Source organism: Neptuniibacter sp. QD57_21 (assembly GCF_047778075.1).
Taxonomy (GTDB): Bacteria; Pseudomonadota; Gammaproteobacteria; order Pseudomonadales; family Balneatricaceae; genus Neptuniibacter.
This window is the reverse complement of the sequence record NZ_CP180549.1, coordinates 1,128,634-1,147,677: the sequence shown is the minus strand read 5'-3', so window position 1 is coordinate 1,147,677 and position 19,044 is coordinate 1,128,634. Positions and strand designations below refer to the sequence as shown.

Here is a 19,044-nt window from a genome sequence, read left to right as displayed (position 1 = left end):
CAGATGAGAAAACATTCTCGTAAGGATCAAGGTTTTACCTTATTGGAAATCATGGTTGTCATCGTAATTTTAGGTTTACTTGTTGCAATCGTAGCTCCAAACGTTTTGCAAAACCAAGATATCGCGATGGTCGAAAAAGCCAAAGCGGATATTGCCTCGCTGGAAAACGCCCTAGATATGTACAAGCTAGATAACCACACCTACCCAACAACAGATCAAGGGCTAGAGGCTTTAACTGGCAAACCAAGTACTGGCCCAAGCCCTAAAAACTACAGAAGCGACGGCTATATTAAACGCCTACCTACTGACCCATGGGGCAATGAGTATCAATACCTATCACCAGGTGAGCACGGTAAATACGATTTGTACTCTTTAGGAGCTGATGGCACTCATGGTGGTGAAGGCAACGGTAGTGACATCGCCAATTGGTAACCACCAGCGTGGGTTTACCCTTCTAGAACTGATGGTCGTCATCACCTTAATTGGTTTGATGAGTGGTTTTGTTGTGGCCTACAGCTCCCACTCATCCTACCCAGAAACATTTGAAAGCAGAGTAAAAGCAATTCTCTTTGAAATGAGTGAAAAATCGCTAATAGATCAACGTTGGTACGGCTTACAAATCGATGAACAACGTTTGAGAGTTATATCAATGGGGCCTAATGGTTGGGATACCAAAAGAAAAGATGGATGGATTGATATCCCAACAGGGGTAACACTAGAATTTGAACCCAGCCCCCATGAAGACCTGAAAGGTATCGGTTTATACGCATCACCCGATGGGCTTTTAAGCCCTCATAAACTTATTTATAGCACTGTAGAAGAGCAGTTCGAAATAACTGGGCCTTATGCGATAAATGAAGAATAAGCATGTTACGAAAGGGGGGGCTTCATCACAGAAGCACGCCTCCAAAAGACAATTAGGCTTTACGCTGCTGGAAGTAATGGTTGCTCTATCCATTCTTGCCGTTGCTGCCGCTGCTATTGTACAAGCAACCTCTTCCTCATTAAGACACGCTGGGCACATATCAGACCGCCAGCTGGCTATGTGGGTAGCCCATAATGCCTTAGAAACAGCCATGCTACCTAATCAGATATCAAACAATTCAGGTGAATCTAAATTCGCAGGAAGGGACTTTTGGTGGCGAATTAAAAAAGATAAAACCAGTGTAGAAAACTTCTCTAAACTCACGGTCACAGTCACATTATCAGATAATAAAGACTATGTTCTAGCAACACTGATTGGTTACAGGGATCAATCATAATGCTACAACGTAAATATCAAGCGGGCTTTACGCTAATAGAGCTAATCATCGCCATTGCCATCACAGCTCTCATCGGGATAGCCGCTCAAAGCATGCTGGATGTAATGCTAAGAGGTAAATCCCAGCTAAGCCAACAACAAGAACGTTTGAGTAACTTAGATAACTCGCTCAGAGTCATTCAAAGAGATCTACAACAGATCACCCCAAGAACACTTACTGGGAAAGACTTTATAACACCAAATTTAGGTCTCCTGCTCCGCCCACAAAGCCAGGCTGTCGGCTCAACTTTTATGGAATTCATTCGATTCAGCACCACACCAAAGCCAGATCAAACACACCCTGATCTAATCCGTGTTCGATACAAATTAATTGATGGTGACCTGATTCGAGAACAACAACCCTTTCCACAAAACCCACTAATACCTATTCCATGGCATCGGATCCGCTTACTTCAAGGTCTAGAAGAACTCAACATTAGTCTGTTCCAACAGAATTGGGAGCTGCTATATACAGATTTAAAAAGCGATAACCTTCCACAAGCCATCAAGTTTGAGTTTGGACACCCTAACTGGGAGGTAGCAGAACTCATAGTAGGACTACCAGGGGGTGATCTAATTGAGCCCTAAACGTCAAAGAGGCGCTGCCTTGCTGGTTACCCTAACCCTCGTATCTATTTTAACGATCATCGCTTCCGAGCTGTATAAAATGACACGTGATAACAGTAATCGACTTGCAAGTGTTCAGGATCTAGAGCAAGCACAGTGGTATGCCTTAAGTGGAGAACAACACAGTTATATTCTTGCAAAAGAACTGATTGAGAAACCAGCTGTACATAGTGCAGTACCCGTGCAATTCCCTATTGCACAAGGAAACATGACTATTCAGCTAAACCCTGTGCATAACTGCTTTAACATCAACAGCTTAGATTCACACAAAACAAACAAAGAACAACGAGTACCTAACCCAGAGCGCCCTTTTGCAATCAAAGCCCTACAACAACTTCTAATCAGTCATAATATTGACTCGCTCACGGCTAAATCCTTTACTAGCAGAGCTGCTGATTGGATTGATGCAGATTCAGACCCAATCGATGCCCAAGGCCTAGAAAGAAGCAGCCCAACGACACCATTACCGGTAAACGGGCATCTACAAAATATAAATGAACTGAAACAACTCGATATTTTATCGGATGAACAATTCAGCAATATCTCTGAACTTTTATGTGCAAGAACCGGGGATACGCGCTTAGCGATAAACCCCAATGATTTAGAAGAAAAACACGCGACTTTAATCAGTGCACTCTCTCATGGTGTACTCGATTCAGCAGATGCCAAACAGATTATTCAATCAAAACCGGCGGACGGCTACAGCGATATTAATAGCTTTATTCAATCTTTACAGACCGATGGAAAAAACCTTCCAACTGAAATTAATCAGGCTTTCCATCTAGAAAGAAATTATTTTAAAACTCGCATTCAAGTAATGTACGAACGCTCTCGGGTTGAGCTTAATGCTTATTTTTCAACTGATGGTGAAAAAGCCCAAACCCTATCGCGGTATTACGGAGTTATGCCATGAAAGATCTTTTGGTCATTCGATTCATCGAAGATAGCAATCGATGTGAATGGGGTATTTCATCCCCGCAACAGCCAATGAGATATGGCCAAGGTTCTTTGGAAGAACTAAAGCAAGCTATAGAGCCATTCTCGCAAATAGCCTGCCACTGCTTTTTACCATCAGAAACCGCAACAGTAGTCACTGCTGAGCTACCCAATACATCTAAAGCAGCCTATAGCGGTATCCCATTTCAAATAGAAGAGTTAATCAGTAATCCGATTGAAGATAACCATATTGCTTATTACCCCGAACGCTCCCTATCACCTGAAGTCCTAGTATGTGATCGACAGAAATTATCAACGTGGATAGAAGCACTTAAGACACTGGATATAGATCTAAAACTACTGTCTATAGATTGCTTCTTACTACCTATCAGTGAAGAAACACTTTATATAGAAGATCAACGGGTCATTAGCTTTACAACAGACTTTAAAGGTGCGATTCCGATATCACTGTGTGAACACATGCAAAGTCAAATTGACTCTGAAAACCTTAATATTCAGAACGCCGACGACGATTCGAATCTACTCTTAGCAAGTTATTTAGAATCACCAAAAGGCTTTAAACCAATAAATATTCTTGTTGGTGAGTTCGCTACGTTTAGTGCCTTTGAGCAAAATAAAAAGCTTCTTTTACCTCCCGCTATAGTTGCTCTGTGCGCGCTTATACTCTGGCTTGGCTCTTCGCTATACAACAACCATTTGATGGAAAAACAGATCAAGCACATCGATCAACAGATGGTCCAACTTTATAAGAAAATTTACCCTCAGGCACGTCGTGTAATCAACCCTGTCGGGCAGATGCGAGCTAATTTAAGAGAGCAATCAGGCCAAACAAACAACAGCGCATTTATTCCATTCTTAAGCTCTATCACGCCTTTACTGGCCCCCAAAGAACTCGAAATCACAAGTATTCGATATTCAGAAGATTCAGGCGTTATGAGAATCATATTACAAGCTAGTAGTTTCCCTCCCCTAGAAACCTTAAGAGAGAAATTAAAAACAGTGAGCACTACTGCGCAGCTGGGTGATTTGACACAAACAGAAAATGGCGTCAATGGCACGTTAATCATTAACTCTCCAAGCAAAGGAGAAGCACAATGATAAAAGATTACTTAAATAACCTAAGCTCAACAGAAATCAGAACACTAACCATAGCACTGCCATTTGTAGTCTTAGCACTGTGTTGGCTATTGATCATAAAACCTACACTGAACAGTGAGCAGATGCTCTATCAGCAATTAGACGCAAAACTGCGCGACTACCAATGGATGCAACAAGCGCAATATCAGGTTAGCGCCTCAGTAAATAACGCTGAGCAGAAACAAGCATCCAATCTACGTCAGTCTGTTCACAACGCGTTTAGCAGTCAGCAAATAAAGCTCACACGTATGAATAGCGTTACAGAAGAAGAAATATCATTCACACTCTCTAATGTCGCATTCAACAACGTAATCAAAAGCATTACAGCGCTTGAGAATAAAGGTGTAACCCTCACCCAGATCCACATCACCCCGGCAGAAGATGCGGGGAATATAAATGCCAACCTTACATTTGGTAAATAACCCATGAAAATTGCAATTACCATCTTTATCAGTAGTTTTGTTTTGGCATTTGTTTTAACGACCCCTGCACGTTTCATCGAACAACAATTTGCTGAGCAAGGTTTTCAAGTCTCGCAATTTCGCGGCGACCTGCTTTCGGGGAAAGGCACTCTGGAAAACCAACATTTCAGCTGGAAGCTCAATGGTTTTTCAATAACCTCGCTATCACCGCAGTGGTTAATAACCTTCGACAATCAAAGTCAGATTAGCCTATCTAGCTCCATCTCAATGGATGAAATTTACAGAATAGAATACCAAGCTCCATTGCAAACACTGTCCAATATCCCAGCAGCAATCAAAGGCAATATTTACTTTACTACCGATAGCTGGAACCCCAACCACTGTAATGAAATATCTAACGTTAACTTGGCTCTGAAAGATGTCAGAATTTCGGGAAGCGAACATCCACCAGCAGAGATAGGATTCACTGCCGAATGCACAAACAACAACTGGATTTTGATCCCACAACGCTCTAACGGCAATTTTTATTTAACCGGCTCGATAAGAATGCTATCCCCTACCGATTTTCAATCGCAACTCGCCATATCAGCAAAGAAAAAAGAGAATCTTCAACTGCTAAGCGATGCGTTAGAAATACCGGCTGAAAGAGGGAAAATCCAACTACCAAATATTATTTGAGTAAGTTCTCTATTGCCCTAACTCCATCCATATAACTATGCATGGTGGCTTTGGTGGCTTTGGTTGCATTGCGTTCGGCAATGGCTTCGGCAGCTAGCCTGTATTTCGGATCATCTACTAACCGACGCAATGTTATTAAAATATCTTGTGGAGAAGATTGCGGGGGAACATTCAAACCAATATTTAACTTCTCAATTAAACGCGTATTCTCAACTTGCTCTAACTGCGCAGGTAACACCAACTGCGGCTTACCTTTACTTAAACTCTCTGCAACCAACTCTTTACTCGCATGGTTCACAACAATATCTGCCGTTTTCAGTAGCCCTGAAAGATCTACTGGGTAATCAAGCAATTGAATTTTCGAATGAATATCGGAAGGCATATTGAGTTTCGCTAAGCCATTACAGCAACAAATCACATCAAAACCACTTTCGGCTAACACTCTGATCATGATGCCAGTATTTTTCGCATGCGCTTTTAAATACGCAAAAACTTTAGGTTTTCCGTTTTCGGCCCAATTAGCCTTCGCTGTGAACAAGTTGTTTTTAACCGACTCAATATAATATGTGGTCGAGCGATCGCGCTGATAATGATCGAGCTCGGGCAACGTTGTCATCAATAGGAAATCAGATAAAAAGAGATCACCGAGGTATTTAATAGTCTTCCGTTCCGGATCTAAGATCTTATTTATCGTCTTAACCACCTGTCCTTCGTGCCTAACCGCTATGCGCTCAATTCCATCAACCCAAGGCGTTAAAATTCGGCAAGGTAAGCCAGGTTTTAATTCGGCAAAACCCGATCCAATAATAACTTTCTTACAGTCCATTTTATTGGCTGCAATCAGCGCTGTTGGCGCGTAATCACAAATAAGTAAATCAGGTTTTACCAAGTCAAAAATACTCCGCCAACTCTTTACCATCTGTTCAAGAGCATAGCGATTACTATAACCATACTGCATCAAAATACTTGCAATACAGGCTGTAGCTTTGGGTTTATCTTCTGGGGTTAGCGCATAAGGGACAGGTAATATCTTAAGCTCTTCAGGAAACTCAAAACGATATAAAACCCCAAGCCCCTTAGTAACTAAAGTAACCTGATGACCCCGCTCAATTAGCGTTGTTATAAACGGGGCTAAATGAGTTAAATGCCCTAACCCACCACCAAATTCCCACGCAACTAGAATATTCGCCAAACCGCCACCTTATCTATTAGGTAAGAAATGGTTCGAAGGCAATAACACACGAGAACCATCTTGTAATAGTTTTTCTACCGCTTTTTCATAGGTTACGTCATATTGTTCGCGCTTCAGGCCTTCCAAAGTGTTTCGAATAAAATGACACAGATTAGCGGCATATAAACCTGAGGAATAATGACCATAATATTGCTTCGATAAGCAAGTCCCGCCTAAAACAATATCTCGCATAATATTGGGTGAGAAAAGAGCAGAAAATAGTCACTCGTGACCATGAAGTTTTTCATGGTGAGTACACATTGCTTACTGCCAATTCCTTTTGCTTTAAGTCCATCAAAATTTTGATATTAATGAACAAACACCCGTTTTAACCCGCTGTTTTTTATAGAAATAGCTTCTGAATAGTAGTTTTCACTTCCTGAATTAAATAGAACCTTGTACTCACCTGGATACACAACATAATTGAATCGATCGTATCCGCCATCTTTACCACGAACATATGCTGGCATCACACTTTGTGCATATTCTTTAACATCATCACGAGTAAAATAGTCACTAAGCAACACGCTAGGTGCTGGAGCATCCCCAAGCAAAGACACATCCCCTCCTGTCATTACACGATCGTTATGTAATACCTCAAGAGTCACATTGACCATTAACTCCTGGTAGACTTTTCTGGCAACTTGTTCAATCAAAAACCTAGAGTCTTTATAAGAAACAGGCATCCAATAACTCACATTATCTACGCCTATCTTAATAACATAATCCAAATCCAACTGGGACTTATCCCAACCATTCCACTCTTGCCCTGCTTTAATAGGGGAAATTGGATCAATATCATTAATTTCGTTTAAAAAACTGTCGTGAATTCCATAGCTGCGTTTATTGACCCATCTGAAGTACTTTAAGGAATCTTTCAACTCCACTCGAACAACAATCTGTCCTTGAGCGTCAGTGGTCAAACTATCTGCCTGAGCTCTTAACTCTTTACCAACATGCCGTAAACTCATTGCAAGATTCGGCGCTAAAACCCAGTCATTTTTCTTTTTGCCGTTATCAGGAATTCTTCTTTCAACTTTAAAAAAAGCATTTCCATAACGAAGAAAACGATCAACCTTTTCTAAGCTGATTCGATATTCCCAGCGCTCTTCAGAATCATGTGCCGTGTTATTAGCCTCTTTAACATCCTGACTGACGCAGCCAGATAAAAGCAAAAAAAGTAACACTAAGCTCCTTGTTAGCATGATTACATCCTTTCAATAAATACTAGAAAAATGACTAATCCGATTAAAACCCGCTACCCTTGCGTTCAAAAGCAAATGATTTTAGAGCAGAAACTTTCAATTATTCATAAAACAAAATGAATATGTTAGATCGTAACACGGATTTTAATAGATTCTCATAGGTACAAAAAATACCATCCGATTGCAGTTTCCTATATCGGATAGACTAAGCAAATTATACGTCGCTTCGCTCCTTCCCCTTCGGGGCTATCGTCGCAGGCTCCGATGTAATCTCGCTTCGCTCGGCTCGACTACCTTCGGCAGCTCTCCTCTGCCTACTAAACTCTCGCATCGAAGAATGCAAAAAGCCCGCAGCAAGTGCGGGCTTCTTTGAATCTTGGTAGGACTAAGCCGATTATACGTCGCTTCGCTCCTTCCCCTTCGGGGCTATCGTCGCAGGCTCCGATGTGATCTCGCTTCGCTCGGCTCGACTGCCTTCGGCAGCTCTCCTCTGCCTACTTAATTGTCGCATCGAAGAATGCAAAAAGCCCGCAGCAAGTGCGGGCTTCTTTGAATCTTGGTAGGACTAGGCCGATTATACGTCGCTTCGCTCCTTCCCCTTCGGGGCTATCGTCGCAGGCTCCGATGTGATCTCGCTTCGCTCGGCTCGACTGCCTTCGGCAGCTCTCCTCTGCCTACTTAATTGTCGCATCGAAGAATGCAAAAAGCCCGCAGCAAGTGCGGGCTTCTTTGAATCTTGGTAGGACTAGGCAGATTATACGTCGCTTCGCTCCTTCCCCTTCGGGGCTATCGTCGCAGGCTCCGATGTGATCTCGCTTCGCTCGGCTCGACTGCCTTCGGCAGCTCTCCTCTGCCTACTTAATTGTCGCATCGAAGAATGCAAAAAGCCCGCAGCAAGTGCGGGCTTCTTTGAATCTTGGTAGGACTAGGCAGATTCGAACTGCCGACCTCTACCATGTCAAGGTAGCGCTCTAACCAACTGAGCTATAGTCCTATATCAGTATCGCTAAACTGTTGCGATCAGATGTTGGCGTATTATACGCCGCAACTTAAGTTGATCAAGCTGCTTAATGTACTTTTTTATATCTCAACTAGACTCTAGGTACAGGCTACCTCATTTCCCAACAAGCATAATTTAGTAAACGAGATATGAACTATAAAATGGCTACTATCCAACAAGTTTCAAAAAAAGCCCATATATCATCAATCAAACAATTGAAAATGGGAGGCTAGATCCCGTTGTTTCATCAAGCCTCTGGCACAATTTCATCTTGTTTAGCACGACCACTGTGAAGCTGATAGGCAAGGTATAGTAAAGCTAAAGCCATTGGGGCAAATATTGGTAACACCAGTACTAGATTGATAATATTCAAAATGATTTTGGGCTTCTGATAGTAGTTTCTCACTTCATTAATAGCTGTGTATGGCAAAACAACAAAGGATAAAACTAATAAGCACCACGAAACCTTGATAGCAATAGAGTCATCAGAATGTATATCTCCATACCCATCCAATAAATTCAACGCCACCCCGCCAAGAATCGCGGCGATCACGCCTAATATTATTTCAAATATAAGAACACCAATTAAAAATTTTTGAGTTCCATTCACTTTTACAACCTTCCCTATTTCTTCAAAAGACAATTCCAAGTAAAAAACAGCTTAAGATATGCTATCGATCAGGATAAAACCAAACATTGCTATGTGACCACCGTACATATATGCACAGGCCTTTTTAAAGGATTCAGGCTTTTTAGCCCGATAATAGACAGGCACAACGATTAGCAACACAATGCTAACAATCCATCCACCGATAAGGTACAAGAGAATAAAGACTGCACTAAATTCAGTGTAATTATCAAAATCCCAAGTACCAACTCCGTAGGCATAGGAGCCTGGAAGAAGGAAAAACAGACTAAAAATAAAGCTTAAAGCTTTCTTAAAAGACATAAAAACAATCCTTGTTTAACAAATAAATTTACTCTGACCCCATTTATTCCCACCAAAAACGTAATTCAGTAAACGAGAGATGCGCTATTAAAATGGGTAGTAATCAAACAAGCTTCAAGACCAATACCCTTATATCATCATCCAAACAATGGTGGTAATTGGGGTCAGAGTAAAATATTCAGCATAAATATTGAGAGGAAGAAATTTAATTTACTCTGACCCCGTTAGGGCTAACCTATTCAATATTCAATCCGCTATCTTTAACAAAATAGTTAAGCACTAAAACATGATTACAATGCTAACGACTCAACAAGCGCACTACTACCTTTACAACCACCCAAATTAAACTGTGTTGGAGCATTTTTAGAACTGCGACTACTAATCAAATGTAATAGTTTTCTATACTCTTCCACTTCTATTCCCAATAAATCCCAGTTCATATAAACATAATTAGACCCGCATTTATTTGGTTCGGATAACGATAATTTATCCGCATAAACCAACTGATTTTTTTCATCTATATAACCTGCACCAATGTCAATGGAGGTTACGATTCCATTTACAGAATTCGAACCCAATAATTCTTCTTGTAGGGTTAATAACTCATCAATTTGTGTCCCTTCATACCATGTAATACCGGCATATCCGTAAGAATCTTTAACACCAAGCTTTCTGAGTGAACTCATGGACTCTAATAAAGCTCGATTAATCTTAGCCTTTTTATCAATTACCAATTCTTCTATATATCGATTACCTTTTAAGTAATTCAATTCTGCATCGGCACCATCAACATAGAGACTTTTAATAGTTTTAACTAGTCGTAGCGAGTTTAATCCTCCACCAACCGTGTCTCCATAAACCATACCTGAGTCATACAATTTCACAGAGCCGACCTGTTTATGCTCGGATAGGAATTTATAATCTACCCCTTTCGCTGGCATTTCCAATTTAGAAATCTCTCCAAATTTGGACAGGAAGGAGTAATCTTCAATATTTATATTTAGAAGCAACTTATTTATTTTGGGAATTTCACCTAAACGACTAAAATCGATAGAATCAGGACCAATGAAACTCAAACTATCTAATTTCTTAATTCTAGATAAAGATTTCATTGTAGAATTAAACTTTTTTGGTTTTGAAATAGTAAAACTAGCTTTCATTAAATGCTCAAATTTATCAATTCCTTTTAAATCTATATCTTCAGCATCTATGGATATAACTTTTAGGCAAACCAAACTTCCATAATCAGAGAGCGACACTGTATCAGATGAAGAAAAAAGCAATAATGCACTAGTACGATTAACCCAATAATCCTTTCCTTGTATATTTACCTTATCTCCTTTGGACTCGTATCCACAATCTGCTGAATGAGCTAAACCAGAAAATATAGCTAACAAGAACAAATAATATTTCATATAAAATTCCTTTTAAATATGTCTATAAAAATCACATGTCGTTAAAATACATGCACCGCCAATCCCACATCTATGGAATCGCAGTCCATTAACCGATAGGTTCTTTATTAAATGGCTAGAAATCAGGCAAATTTAAAAAAGAGATCATCAATCAAACAATGAAATGGTTTGACCTGATAATCTCCTAGCCGCCTCCTCAATCAGGTTGCCATTTATTTAATGTTGGAACGATACGGCTTAATTCCCTCGGCCTCTAACCTTTTCTGGATTGCAAACAATACCTTTGTAGCTGATTCCACACTTTTAGCGACTAATTCAACTTCCTCTTTACTGATTTCATCTTCCCTTATTGCTATCTGATGTGCTCCAGCATCATAACGTAGAAAGTACTTACCATCTCGTTGCCAAATTTCTAAATCGCCATCGTCATAAATTTTTTGATTCATTTCTTACCTTTTGAAAGCAGGAGCTACTGTATAATCTCCGACAAGAACAGGGTCTATTACAGCTTCGGGTAAACCTCCAGGATGCGTAAATCCTCCGGGTCTCCAATAATCATCATATGCTGCAAATTCATTACCGGTTGGGATTCTGTAGCCACTAGGACTAGGTATATCTATCAAAACTGGATTATCTCCTAAATAACCATCATCCATCCCAAGTAAATTTTCAAGTTTTCTAGGATTACCGTTAGCTTCTGAGATCGCATCTAACGCTGTACTCCTAGGCATCACCCAAGTTTCTGTTCGGCCAATCTTACTACCTGCTGTAGGAGCTTCAGGTTGTATTCTAGCGACACCATTTTGGAACATCTTTTCATGGGCTTGCATATAATCTTCTGTCAGATAAGTCGATGGTGCAGGTCTATCTCCTTTGGGTATTGAGAGAATTTCATCAACTGTTCCGTTATCAATCGTATTATAATTAATTGGACTGTTATTACGATCAGGACAATTCCCCTTACAACTTGCCAACCCCAGCGGATCAACCCATCCCGTGGGGTTTGGTACATACTGATAGTTATTTAAACCACCCGCAAGACCAATGGGATCTATGGTTGTAAATCGAGCAGCATAGGGATCGTAATAACGGTGACGGTTGTAATATAGGCCTGTTTCTAGATCATGATACTGACCCTGAAAGCGGATTGGGTTTGTGACTTCCTCAACTTCCGCTATAGCTAACTGACCGTATGCACGATAGTGTGCAGACCAGACTATCTTACCTTGGCTATCGGTAAGTTCTTGCGGCGTGCCTAGATGATCAAGCTGATAATAGTAAGCTTTACTTTCTAGACCACTCCCTTGAACCATCGCCATAGGTTTGAAGGTATAGGGCTCATAGATGTAACTGGTATGCTGCTGTGATTGCTCATCAACCTCTGAAACTAATTTGTCGCCTTGCCAAAAGAAGATGGTCTCAGAAGATGAGGAATTATCAGGAGTAAATACTGTTTTGCTGATTCGACGTCCGAATGCATCGTAACAGTATTTAGCTACCGTACCATCAGGCATCTCAGCTTTGATTAACCGATGTTGGCAATCATATTCATAGCAGGTTTTCAGCTTTTGCTGTTTGCCACGGCTTTCTTCAATCAGGTTGCCAAATTCATCATAGCGATAGTGTCTATCGCCCTTAAACTCAACCCGATTACCTTTAACTACTGTGCTTGGCTGGCCTGTTGTATCTAATAAATTACCGGCAGGATCATGAACTAAGTGCTCCTCCAGAGAACCACTGACCTGCTGTAGTCGATTAAGTGCATCGTAGTGATATTCTTTACTGCCTTTACGGCTGTCTTCTAGGCTAATTAGATTGCCGTTATCACTGTAGCCATAACTTCGTTTGTAGAGTTGGTGATGAACCGTTTTGGATGAATCAAGAGCATGTCTTTCACGCTGATTAACGGTATGAGCACTTAATCGCCCTTGATCATCATATTGATAATGAGATGTTAGCTGACCTTGTTGGCGGTATTGTTCTCGTCCTAGCTGATGATGATGATGCGTTAGCATTTCACCATTCAGATCTAACTGAGATAAACGACCTGAGTTGTAGTAGTAATCTAAAGTCTGATGATCAGGCAAACGCATTGCGTTGATGCGTCCCATTGGGTCATATCCGTAATGGAGTGTTCCCCAACCTTGGTGCTCCATTGTCAGCTGACCGTTTAGATCATATTCATAGGCTAATGGCCATTCGCCATCATCCACCTCTACCAGTCGACCATATTGGTCATATTGGTACTCTATCTTGCTGTCATCTGGAAGCGTTTTAACAATCAGGCGGCCTAGAGAATCTCGCTCATAGAATGTTAAAAGCTCTGCACCTTTTAATCCCTGTTCGACCTTTTCTATTAGCTGACCGTTAAGATCATAGTTATATCGCGTAACACGACCATCAAAGCTTGTTTCTTTCGCGATCAGTCCATTTGGATGGTAATCCAATAGACACTCTTCACCGCGCTCGTTACGAATTTGGCTTAGAAAGAGTTTGGCATTGTCATATTTATACTCAACACGACTGCCATCAGGATTGATCTTAGCGGTTACTAGATGAAGAGGTTTGGCGTATTCATATCGTGTAGTGTGCCCATGTTCATCAGTTACAGAGGTAACCTTTCCGTACGGATTATAGGTATAAGTTCGAGCATGTTTATTACCTGGCTCTCGCACAGACACCAATCGATTAGCGCTGTCCCATCCAAACTCGGTGACACCACCTGTAGGCGATTGTTGCCAGATACGACGACCCAACGAGTCATAACGATAACGGGTTATTCCTCCGTCTGGAGAAGTTTCATCGAGCAACTGACCAAGTCGATTCCAGTTATAACGCGATGCACTACCATCAGGGTAATGAATAGCGGAGACTAAACCATTTTCGTTATAGGCATACTGAGTTGTTTGTCCAAGTGGATCTGTCTCGCTCGTTAAATCACCCAACTCATTGTGTTTGTAACGCCAAGTTCGCTTACCTTGATGCTTAGCGGTTAAATGTCCATCTCGATATTCATAACCTATCGATGAACCATCCGGCATTAATACAGCAACAAGTTGCTGATTGAGGTTATATTTGTATTCAGTTTTATTTCCGAGCGGATCTATATCCTCTAACAGCTCACCTTTGTCACCGTATTTCTTTTCGGTAACAGCTCCATCAGGATCAACCTGTTTAATAAGACGAGCGTTATCATCGTGTTGGTAGGATTGGCTGCTGCCATCATGATAGGAAACTAAGACACTGCCATCATCACTCCACTCATAGCGAACATCCATCTGTTCGAAATTCGCCCAGTGACGTATCGCTTTAACGGCTTTTCCTTCTCCTTGCCATTGCCAATAAAACTCTGCCCCACCTGCTAAGCAGCGTTTTTGAATAACGTTCTGTTGATCATATTCATAGGCTTCGGCCTCACCTTGAGCATTTTCAGCTTTTAAGAGCTGATGGGACTGACTGTACTCATACAGAGACAACAAGCTCTGACTACGCCATTGACCATCTTCTCTTTTGAGAAGATCGATCCTACTGATTAATGCAGAAATTCCATGGTATTGAAGACCAAGTGCATAACCTTGCTCTGATTCAACGCGAATAATACGACGATCGCTGTCGTAACGAATTTCTAGGCGATTTTGATAACGATCGCTTATCGCACTTAAATAACCAACATTTCCGTATTTTTTGAAATGGAAAAAATAAGGTGCTGTACTTTCTGAGGTTAGGATATATTCGTCAGCGTCTTTACCCAGATATATAGCACTGCCTGCTAACTTATTAGTTACGGAGCCAAAATACTCTTCTGGATTTGCCATAGGGGTAACCCGCCCCTGATGGTCATGCCATTCGATATTATCTTCTGTGAATTTAAGTTTATGACTAAATGAATGACTCCAACCGAAACCTAAGCCATTACTATTTTCACAATTAGAGGTTCGGTAGGTTCGTACGAAAGGAAGTTCAATTAGACCGGGCAAGCGAGCATCTTCTAATTCTAAAAGCTCTTCACCCGTAACCATGGAAACAGGGCAACTATTAGTGACTGTATTGTCGTTAGAATCAACGGAATCACCGTTGTTGTTATTTCCTTGATTGGACGAATCGTGGGATGAGTCTGACTGTTCTATCGTTGTAGATTTGTCCTTATCGTATCTAACTTCATAGTTATCGCCTTGTTTATGTAGCCGAACACCTCCACCTTCTCTTACGGTTACCTTTTTTAAATGCGCTAAATCGTCCGCATATTTCTTAACCATTTCGAGCATTTCATCGAAAAAGCCTTTAATGGCAGTGATGGCTCGAATAACCCACTGACCAAGATCTTTAAATCTATCTGCTGTTTTAGCTGCTAAGTAAGCAAAGCCCCCCGCAGCACCAAATTTGGCAGTCACTATTCCTAGGGCCAGCCCTATAATAATATCTATGGCAATTGCTGCGACGAATTTGGTGATTTTCTCAGTGACGTTATGAGCAAAATCTGCTGGCGGTAACATCGAAAACCACACCAAAACTCGTTTTACTAACAGAAACATTGCAGCTTCATCAGAAGCAAACAACATCGCTTTTTCAGCTATCTTAGGTGCCGATTCAATTGTAGATTTGACAGATGCAGCTATCTCAGCAAATTCTTCACCTAATTTTTCAGGAATAGATGCTGGATCTTTCAGTAAATCAAAAGCTTGCGTTATACCATCCCAAATTTCCTTGAGAGCTCCCCAGATACCTGAAAAGAAGCCTGTAACAGTTCCTCCGGCTCGTTCTAATGCTCGCCCAACAAAACTGTCATTCCATTCAGGTTTATAAACATTCCATTGCTGTGTTAACCAAGCATGGTTATCAGCGATAAAGCCATCATAGCTAGCAAAGAGCCCATCTAAGTCAGATTCTGTAGCATCCTGATTTATCTCAAATCTATATTGAGAGCCTGGATTTAAATCAGTAAACGTTACCTTGCCTTCTTCATCGACAGTTTTACTCGGTAGCTCTTTATCTAAGTAAAAGAGGCCACCATCAATCTCAATAATTGTCACCTTCACATCTGTAATTGGGACATTGAGTACTGACTCGAATTTAACTTCTAATTCAAGAATGCCATTCTCTGGACAGACAGCAACAACGGATAGATCTTGATTGTGAGTGGCTTGACCTGATTGCCCACCTACTTTCATTGTCCGATCCATTCGCAACGAAGATAGAATTTTACGACCAACAAAACCTTCTTCAGTAAACTCTCGGTAAACCTTGAGGCTATCCGGGTATTCTCTAAGATCTTTTTCAATATCTGCGATAGGGTCAGACATTCTTCAATTCCTTTTGGAGATAAGTTTCTATGCCAGCATAACTAGTAATTGAGGCCTGTAGCTGATCAAGCCTTATCAGCCTCTGCACTTTACGCTTCAATATTTCAGATGGATAAGCTTCAAATAAAATAGGATTACGATTACTTAATTGCTGCAATAGATTCGCTTCTAAAGTGGCAGAATTAGCTTCAAATAATTTACTCTGAACTTGCTGACTAAGCTGCCACCATGGGTAAGATTCTCCCACCAAATGAGGTGTTTGCGGATTGCTTATAGTGCCGTTTGCAGAGATAAGTTCAGATATAGGGCCCAGCAAATCAGCTACTGATTCAGCCCCTGACAACTGGTAAATGGGCATCACTTGAGGTGCATCCCAGTAACGGAAAAACACCTCTTTACCACTCGGCATAAACACTTTGGTCAGGCTTTCAAAATGACTGAAAACTTCATCAAAGCCAAAAGAGCTAGCAACTAAAAGTCCCCAATCTGGGAATACGGGCTGTTCCTCTTCAAGCCAATCTAAAAATGGGCTGTCACTTTCGATATTTACGAGGTAAGGCATGACCTCTTCCCAATCGGCATAAGGGGTATTCAGCCATAAAGGCTTCGCACCACTGCCCCCTAACTTATAGAAATTTTCTAAACCATTGCTCTTAGACGTTCCACTCAGTACACAAAAGTAGTTGAGCTGTTCTGAGCTTTCTTCTTCTAACTGATCAATTTGATCTCGAAGTGAGAGTACTTGTTCAGATTGCACAGCTACCATCCTTACAAGCTTCACACTCTTCACAGAAAGGTGCTGGTGTTTCCATAGTCATTAATTGCGCAGGGCTTATTGGTGCAGCTTTTTTACCACTACCCCCGCCCCCCATATTTAGGGTGACTTGCGGGCCTTTAAAGGTCACACCGCCGGGGTTAATGGTGACTAAGCTGCCACCTGCTTTAAATGAGATTTCCACCCCCGCTTCTAAGGCGTGTTTTACGCCGGTAGTGAAATGCAACTCTTCACCCGCATAGGTATATTGATTCTTGGCAACTTTAAGTTGATGGTCCTGACCGATGATCAGGTGCATATCGCCATTTACGCGGCGGCTATAGCGTTGTTGAGTTTTAACGTGTTCATCACCTTTTATATGGCGATATTCGTTACTCTCAACGATTTTGTGGTGTTCGTTACCTACCCACTCTTTGTGATCGTTTCGGGTTACTTGCTCCATATCTTTTTCGGCATGGGTAAAGATCTGCTCTTCACCCTTTTTGTCTTCGATACGGATCTCATTAAAACCATCTCCGCCCTTGGTGGAGTTGGTTTTAATGGTGCTTTTAGTTTTGTTATCGGGTAGCGGATAAGGGGAGCGGTTTAAACCATGGTACAACCGACCTGTTACGATCGGACGATCGGGATTACCTTCTAGGAAATCGATTAGTACTTCTTCACCAATACGGGGAATAAACATACTGCCACGTTGATTACCGGCAAATAGCTGGCTCACTCGCATCCAGCAGGAGCTGTGCTCGTCTCGTTGACCGATGCGATCCCAGTGAAACTGTACTTTGATCTGACCGTACTGATCGGTATAGATCTCTTCACCTTCAGGGCCACACACAATCGCGGTTTGGCAGCCGTGAACAATGGGTACAGCCGTGGTGATCGGTGCACGGTAAGGCACATCAAATGGAATCGCCTTAATTCTATTGCTGTAAGAGGAACCTTCTGTCGTTGACCCTTGTTCCAACACCTGAGGTTGCGCACATACATGCTCTATCTGAGTAATATAATACTCAGCATTAAGCTCATCTCTTTCGTGCTCATCTAAGGTAAAACTGAAACCGGGAATCAGACGATTAACATCACTCTCTGCAACCGCTATCTTTCTCTCTGCATTAATGGATTGCAAAAGCACTTGGGCATACTGATCGCCAATATCAGTAGTTTGGAATCGTCCCGGATAGGTATAAACCTCCAACATCTCATCCAATTCAGCTTGCTTGTAGGATTCCAGCTTCAACTTTGGCCGTGTGAAATCGTAGTCTCTAATCTGGCTTCTGCCTGACACGACCTCCTCGGTGTAATCAAAGCGAAAGATATGCTGTTCCCGTAATGCACCTTGGGCATCATGGAAATAAGGGATTACCGCTTCATTTGGAATAGGTAGATGAGACGCCGAGCTATCGCTAAAGATAATGCGATGCAGAGATTCTTCATGCTCAAAGTGGTAGTGAATACCTTCTTCTTCCAATAGACGCTGAATAAAATGAAGTTCGGTTTCATTGTACTGAACACAGTATTCACGCGCTGGATGAGGCTCTTGCAGCTTAAATTCAAACTCATCGCTAGAGAAACCAGCCTCTTCGAGTAGCGTGGTTACAATCTCTTGGGTAGATTGTTGCTGAAAGATTCGACAGCCTGATCGGAGGTTAAGCAGTTCGGTTTTAGGCTCTACTACAAAATGATAGGTCGATTGGCGTAGGTTAGTTTCTTCTAGCTCTGCTTCGGTGACGATACCGTGAATGTAACGGGTATAAGGCTCTCCGGCATTAGTCTGATCATGCAGGGTAATTAAACCGGTTTGACCTAGCGTAGGTGTAAGCTCGATGTCAGGGTATTTAGAAACCACTTCCACTTTAAAACGAAAGCTTTGAGATAAAGTTTCTTTTCCTGACATTCTGACAAGGTGAAATTCATCACCCGCGCCATGCGCTTCAAAGAAAAAACGTTCTTCGTTTGATTTTAAAAACACGTTTAGATCGTCCCTGTTCTGTAACAACCATGATCAAATCAATGAGTTAATTCTTAACTCTCAGCCATCAGATAAAGCAATA

At 41.5% G+C, this 19,044-nt stretch carries 17 protein-coding genes and 1 tRNA gene; 8 read left to right on the top strand and 10 right to left on the bottom strand.

The features are described from left to right. Positions 1-3 precede the first annotated feature (3 nt). From gspG to ACMXYS_RS04895, 8 genes are read left to right on the top strand one after another with little or no spacing between them, the layout of a single operon-like run. On the top strand, positions 4-432 hold the full coding sequence (gene gspG, locus ACMXYS_RS04930) for a type II secretion system major pseudopilin GspG (protein WP_415893775.1): 429 nt from the start codon (positions 4-6) through the stop codon (positions 430-432). Next, positions 383-865, top strand: a complete 483-nt coding sequence (locus tag ACMXYS_RS04925; protein WP_415897786.1) for a type II secretion system protein — start codon at positions 383-385, stop codon at positions 863-865. Before gspG ends, ACMXYS_RS04925 begins: the two co-directional genes overlap by 50 nt. Then, a complete protein-coding gene (gene gspI / locus ACMXYS_RS04920; protein ID WP_415897785.1) occupies positions 855-1,262 on the top strand; it encodes a type II secretion system minor pseudopilin GspI in 408 nt (135 codons plus the stop codon). Before ACMXYS_RS04925 ends, gspI begins: the two co-directional genes overlap by 11 nt. Continuing rightward, the gene (gene gspJ, locus ACMXYS_RS04915; protein WP_415897784.1) at positions 1,262-1,888 is read left to right on the top strand and encodes a type II secretion system minor pseudopilin GspJ; all 627 of its coding nucleotides are present in this window, start codon (positions 1,262-1,264) and stop codon (positions 1,886-1,888) included. The genes gspI and gspJ overlap by 1 nt, the downstream gene beginning before the upstream one ends. After that, on the top strand, positions 1,878-2,840 hold the full coding sequence (gene gspK / locus ACMXYS_RS04910) for a type II secretion system minor pseudopilin GspK (RefSeq protein WP_415897783.1): 963 nt from the start codon (positions 1,878-1,880) through the stop codon (positions 2,838-2,840). The genes gspJ and gspK overlap by 11 nt, the downstream gene beginning before the upstream one ends. Continuing rightward, positions 2,837-3,982, top strand: a complete 1,146-nt coding sequence (gspL, locus tag ACMXYS_RS04905; RefSeq protein ID WP_415897782.1) for a type II secretion system protein GspL — start codon at positions 2,837-2,839, stop codon at positions 3,980-3,982. The genes gspK and gspL overlap by 4 nt, the downstream gene beginning before the upstream one ends. Next, complete coding sequence (gene gspM / locus ACMXYS_RS04900) at positions 3,979-4,443, top strand: type II secretion system protein GspM (protein ID WP_415897781.1); 465 nt, start codon at positions 3,979-3,981, stop codon at positions 4,441-4,443. The genes gspL and gspM overlap by 4 nt, the downstream gene beginning before the upstream one ends. Before the next feature lie 3 nt (positions 4,444-4,446). Further along, entirely contained in the window at positions 4,447-5,121 is a 675-nt protein-coding gene (locus tag ACMXYS_RS04895; RefSeq protein WP_415897780.1) for a hypothetical protein, read from the top strand. Here ACMXYS_RS04895 and ACMXYS_RS04890 read toward each other — a convergent pair. The 10 genes from ACMXYS_RS04890 to ACMXYS_RS04845 form a co-directional block, all read right to left on the bottom strand. After that, complete coding sequence (locus tag ACMXYS_RS04890) at positions 5,114-6,313, bottom strand: glycosyltransferase (RefSeq protein ID WP_415897779.1); 1,200 nt, start codon at positions 6,311-6,313, stop codon at positions 5,114-5,116. The two genes, ACMXYS_RS04895 and ACMXYS_RS04890, sit on opposite strands and share 8 nt — an antisense overlap. A gap of 347 nt (positions 6,314-6,660) precedes the next feature. Then, complete coding sequence (locus ACMXYS_RS04885) at positions 6,661-7,539, bottom strand: hypothetical protein (RefSeq protein ID WP_415897778.1); 879 nt, start codon at positions 7,537-7,539, stop codon at positions 6,661-6,663. A 935-nt stretch (positions 7,540-8,474) separates the two neighbouring features. Next, positions 8,475-8,551, bottom strand: a tRNA-Val gene (locus ACMXYS_RS04880). 253 nt (positions 8,552-8,804) lie between these two features. Further along, the gene (locus tag ACMXYS_RS04875) at positions 8,805-9,206 is read right to left on the bottom strand and encodes a hypothetical protein (protein WP_415897777.1); all 402 of its coding nucleotides are present in this window, start codon (positions 9,204-9,206) and stop codon (positions 8,805-8,807) included. A 12-nt stretch (positions 9,207-9,218) separates the two neighbouring features. Next, positions 9,219-9,506 carry a hypothetical protein gene (locus ACMXYS_RS04870; RefSeq protein WP_415897776.1) on the bottom strand — a complete coding sequence of 96 codons (288 nt, stop codon included), beginning with the start codon at positions 9,504-9,506 and terminating at the stop codon, positions 9,219-9,221. A gap of 290 nt (positions 9,507-9,796) precedes the next feature. Then, on the bottom strand, positions 9,797-10,921 hold the full coding sequence (locus ACMXYS_RS04865; protein WP_415897775.1) for a hypothetical protein: 1,125 nt from the start codon (positions 10,919-10,921) through the stop codon (positions 9,797-9,799). 212 nt (positions 10,922-11,133) lie between these two features. Further along, positions 11,134-11,367, bottom strand: coding sequence for a hypothetical protein (locus ACMXYS_RS04860; RefSeq protein WP_415891271.1), 234 nt, complete (start codon positions 11,365-11,367; stop codon positions 11,134-11,136). Positions 11,368-11,370: 3 nt separating this feature from the next. Further along, positions 11,371-16,221: an RHS repeat-associated core domain-containing protein gene (locus tag ACMXYS_RS04855; protein ID WP_415897774.1), complete on the bottom strand. Its 4,851-nt coding sequence runs from the start codon at positions 16,219-16,221 to the stop codon at positions 11,371-11,373. Continuing rightward, positions 16,214-16,978, bottom strand: a complete 765-nt coding sequence (locus ACMXYS_RS04850; protein ID WP_415897773.1) for a DUF4123 domain-containing protein — start codon at positions 16,976-16,978, stop codon at positions 16,214-16,216. The genes ACMXYS_RS04855 and ACMXYS_RS04850 overlap by 8 nt, the downstream gene beginning before the upstream one ends. Further along, a complete protein-coding gene (locus ACMXYS_RS04845) occupies positions 16,968-18,962 on the bottom strand; it encodes a type VI secretion system Vgr family protein (protein ID WP_415897772.1) in 1,995 nt (664 codons plus the stop codon). Before ACMXYS_RS04845 ends, ACMXYS_RS04850 begins: the two co-directional genes overlap by 11 nt. Positions 18,963-19,044 lie beyond the last annotated feature (82 nt).

What these genes read in the sequence shown, in the direction of transcription:
- gspM (WP_415897781.1), top strand. Translation starts at nt 3,979, where the DNA reads ATGATAAAAGATTACTTAAATAACCTAAGCTCAACAGAAATCAGAACA.
- ACMXYS_RS04865 (WP_415897775.1), bottom strand. Translation starts at nt 10,921, where the DNA reads ATGAAATATTATTTGTTCTTGTTAGCTATATTTTCTGGTTTAGCTCAT.
- ACMXYS_RS04925 (WP_415897786.1), top strand. Translation starts at nt 383, where the DNA reads ATGGCACTCATGGTGGTGAAGGCAACGGTAGTGACATCGCCAATTGGT.
- gspG (WP_415893775.1), top strand. Translation starts at nt 4, where the DNA reads ATGAGAAAACATTCTCGTAAGGATCAAGGTTTTACCTTATTGGAAATC.
- gspJ (WP_415897784.1), top strand. Translation starts at nt 1,262, where the DNA reads ATGCTACAACGTAAATATCAAGCGGGCTTTACGCTAATAGAGCTAATC.
- ACMXYS_RS04855 (WP_415897774.1), bottom strand. Translation starts at nt 16,221, where the DNA reads ATGTCTGACCCTATCGCAGATATTGAAAAAGATCTTAGAGAATACCCG.
- gspL (WP_415897782.1), top strand. Translation starts at nt 2,837, where the DNA reads ATGAAAGATCTTTTGGTCATTCGATTCATCGAAGATAGCAATCGATGT.
- ACMXYS_RS04870 (WP_415897776.1), bottom strand. Translation starts at nt 9,506, where the DNA reads ATGTCTTTTAAGAAAGCTTTAAGCTTTATTTTTAGTCTGTTTTTCCTT.
- ACMXYS_RS04860 (WP_415891271.1), bottom strand. Translation starts at nt 11,367, where the DNA reads ATGAATCAAAAAATTTATGACGATGGCGATTTAGAAATTTGGCAACGA.
- gspI (WP_415897785.1), top strand. Translation starts at nt 855, where the DNA reads ATGAAGAATAAGCATGTTACGAAAGGGGGGGCTTCATCACAGAAGCAC.
- ACMXYS_RS04895 (WP_415897780.1), top strand. Translation starts at nt 4,447, where the DNA reads ATGAAAATTGCAATTACCATCTTTATCAGTAGTTTTGTTTTGGCATTT.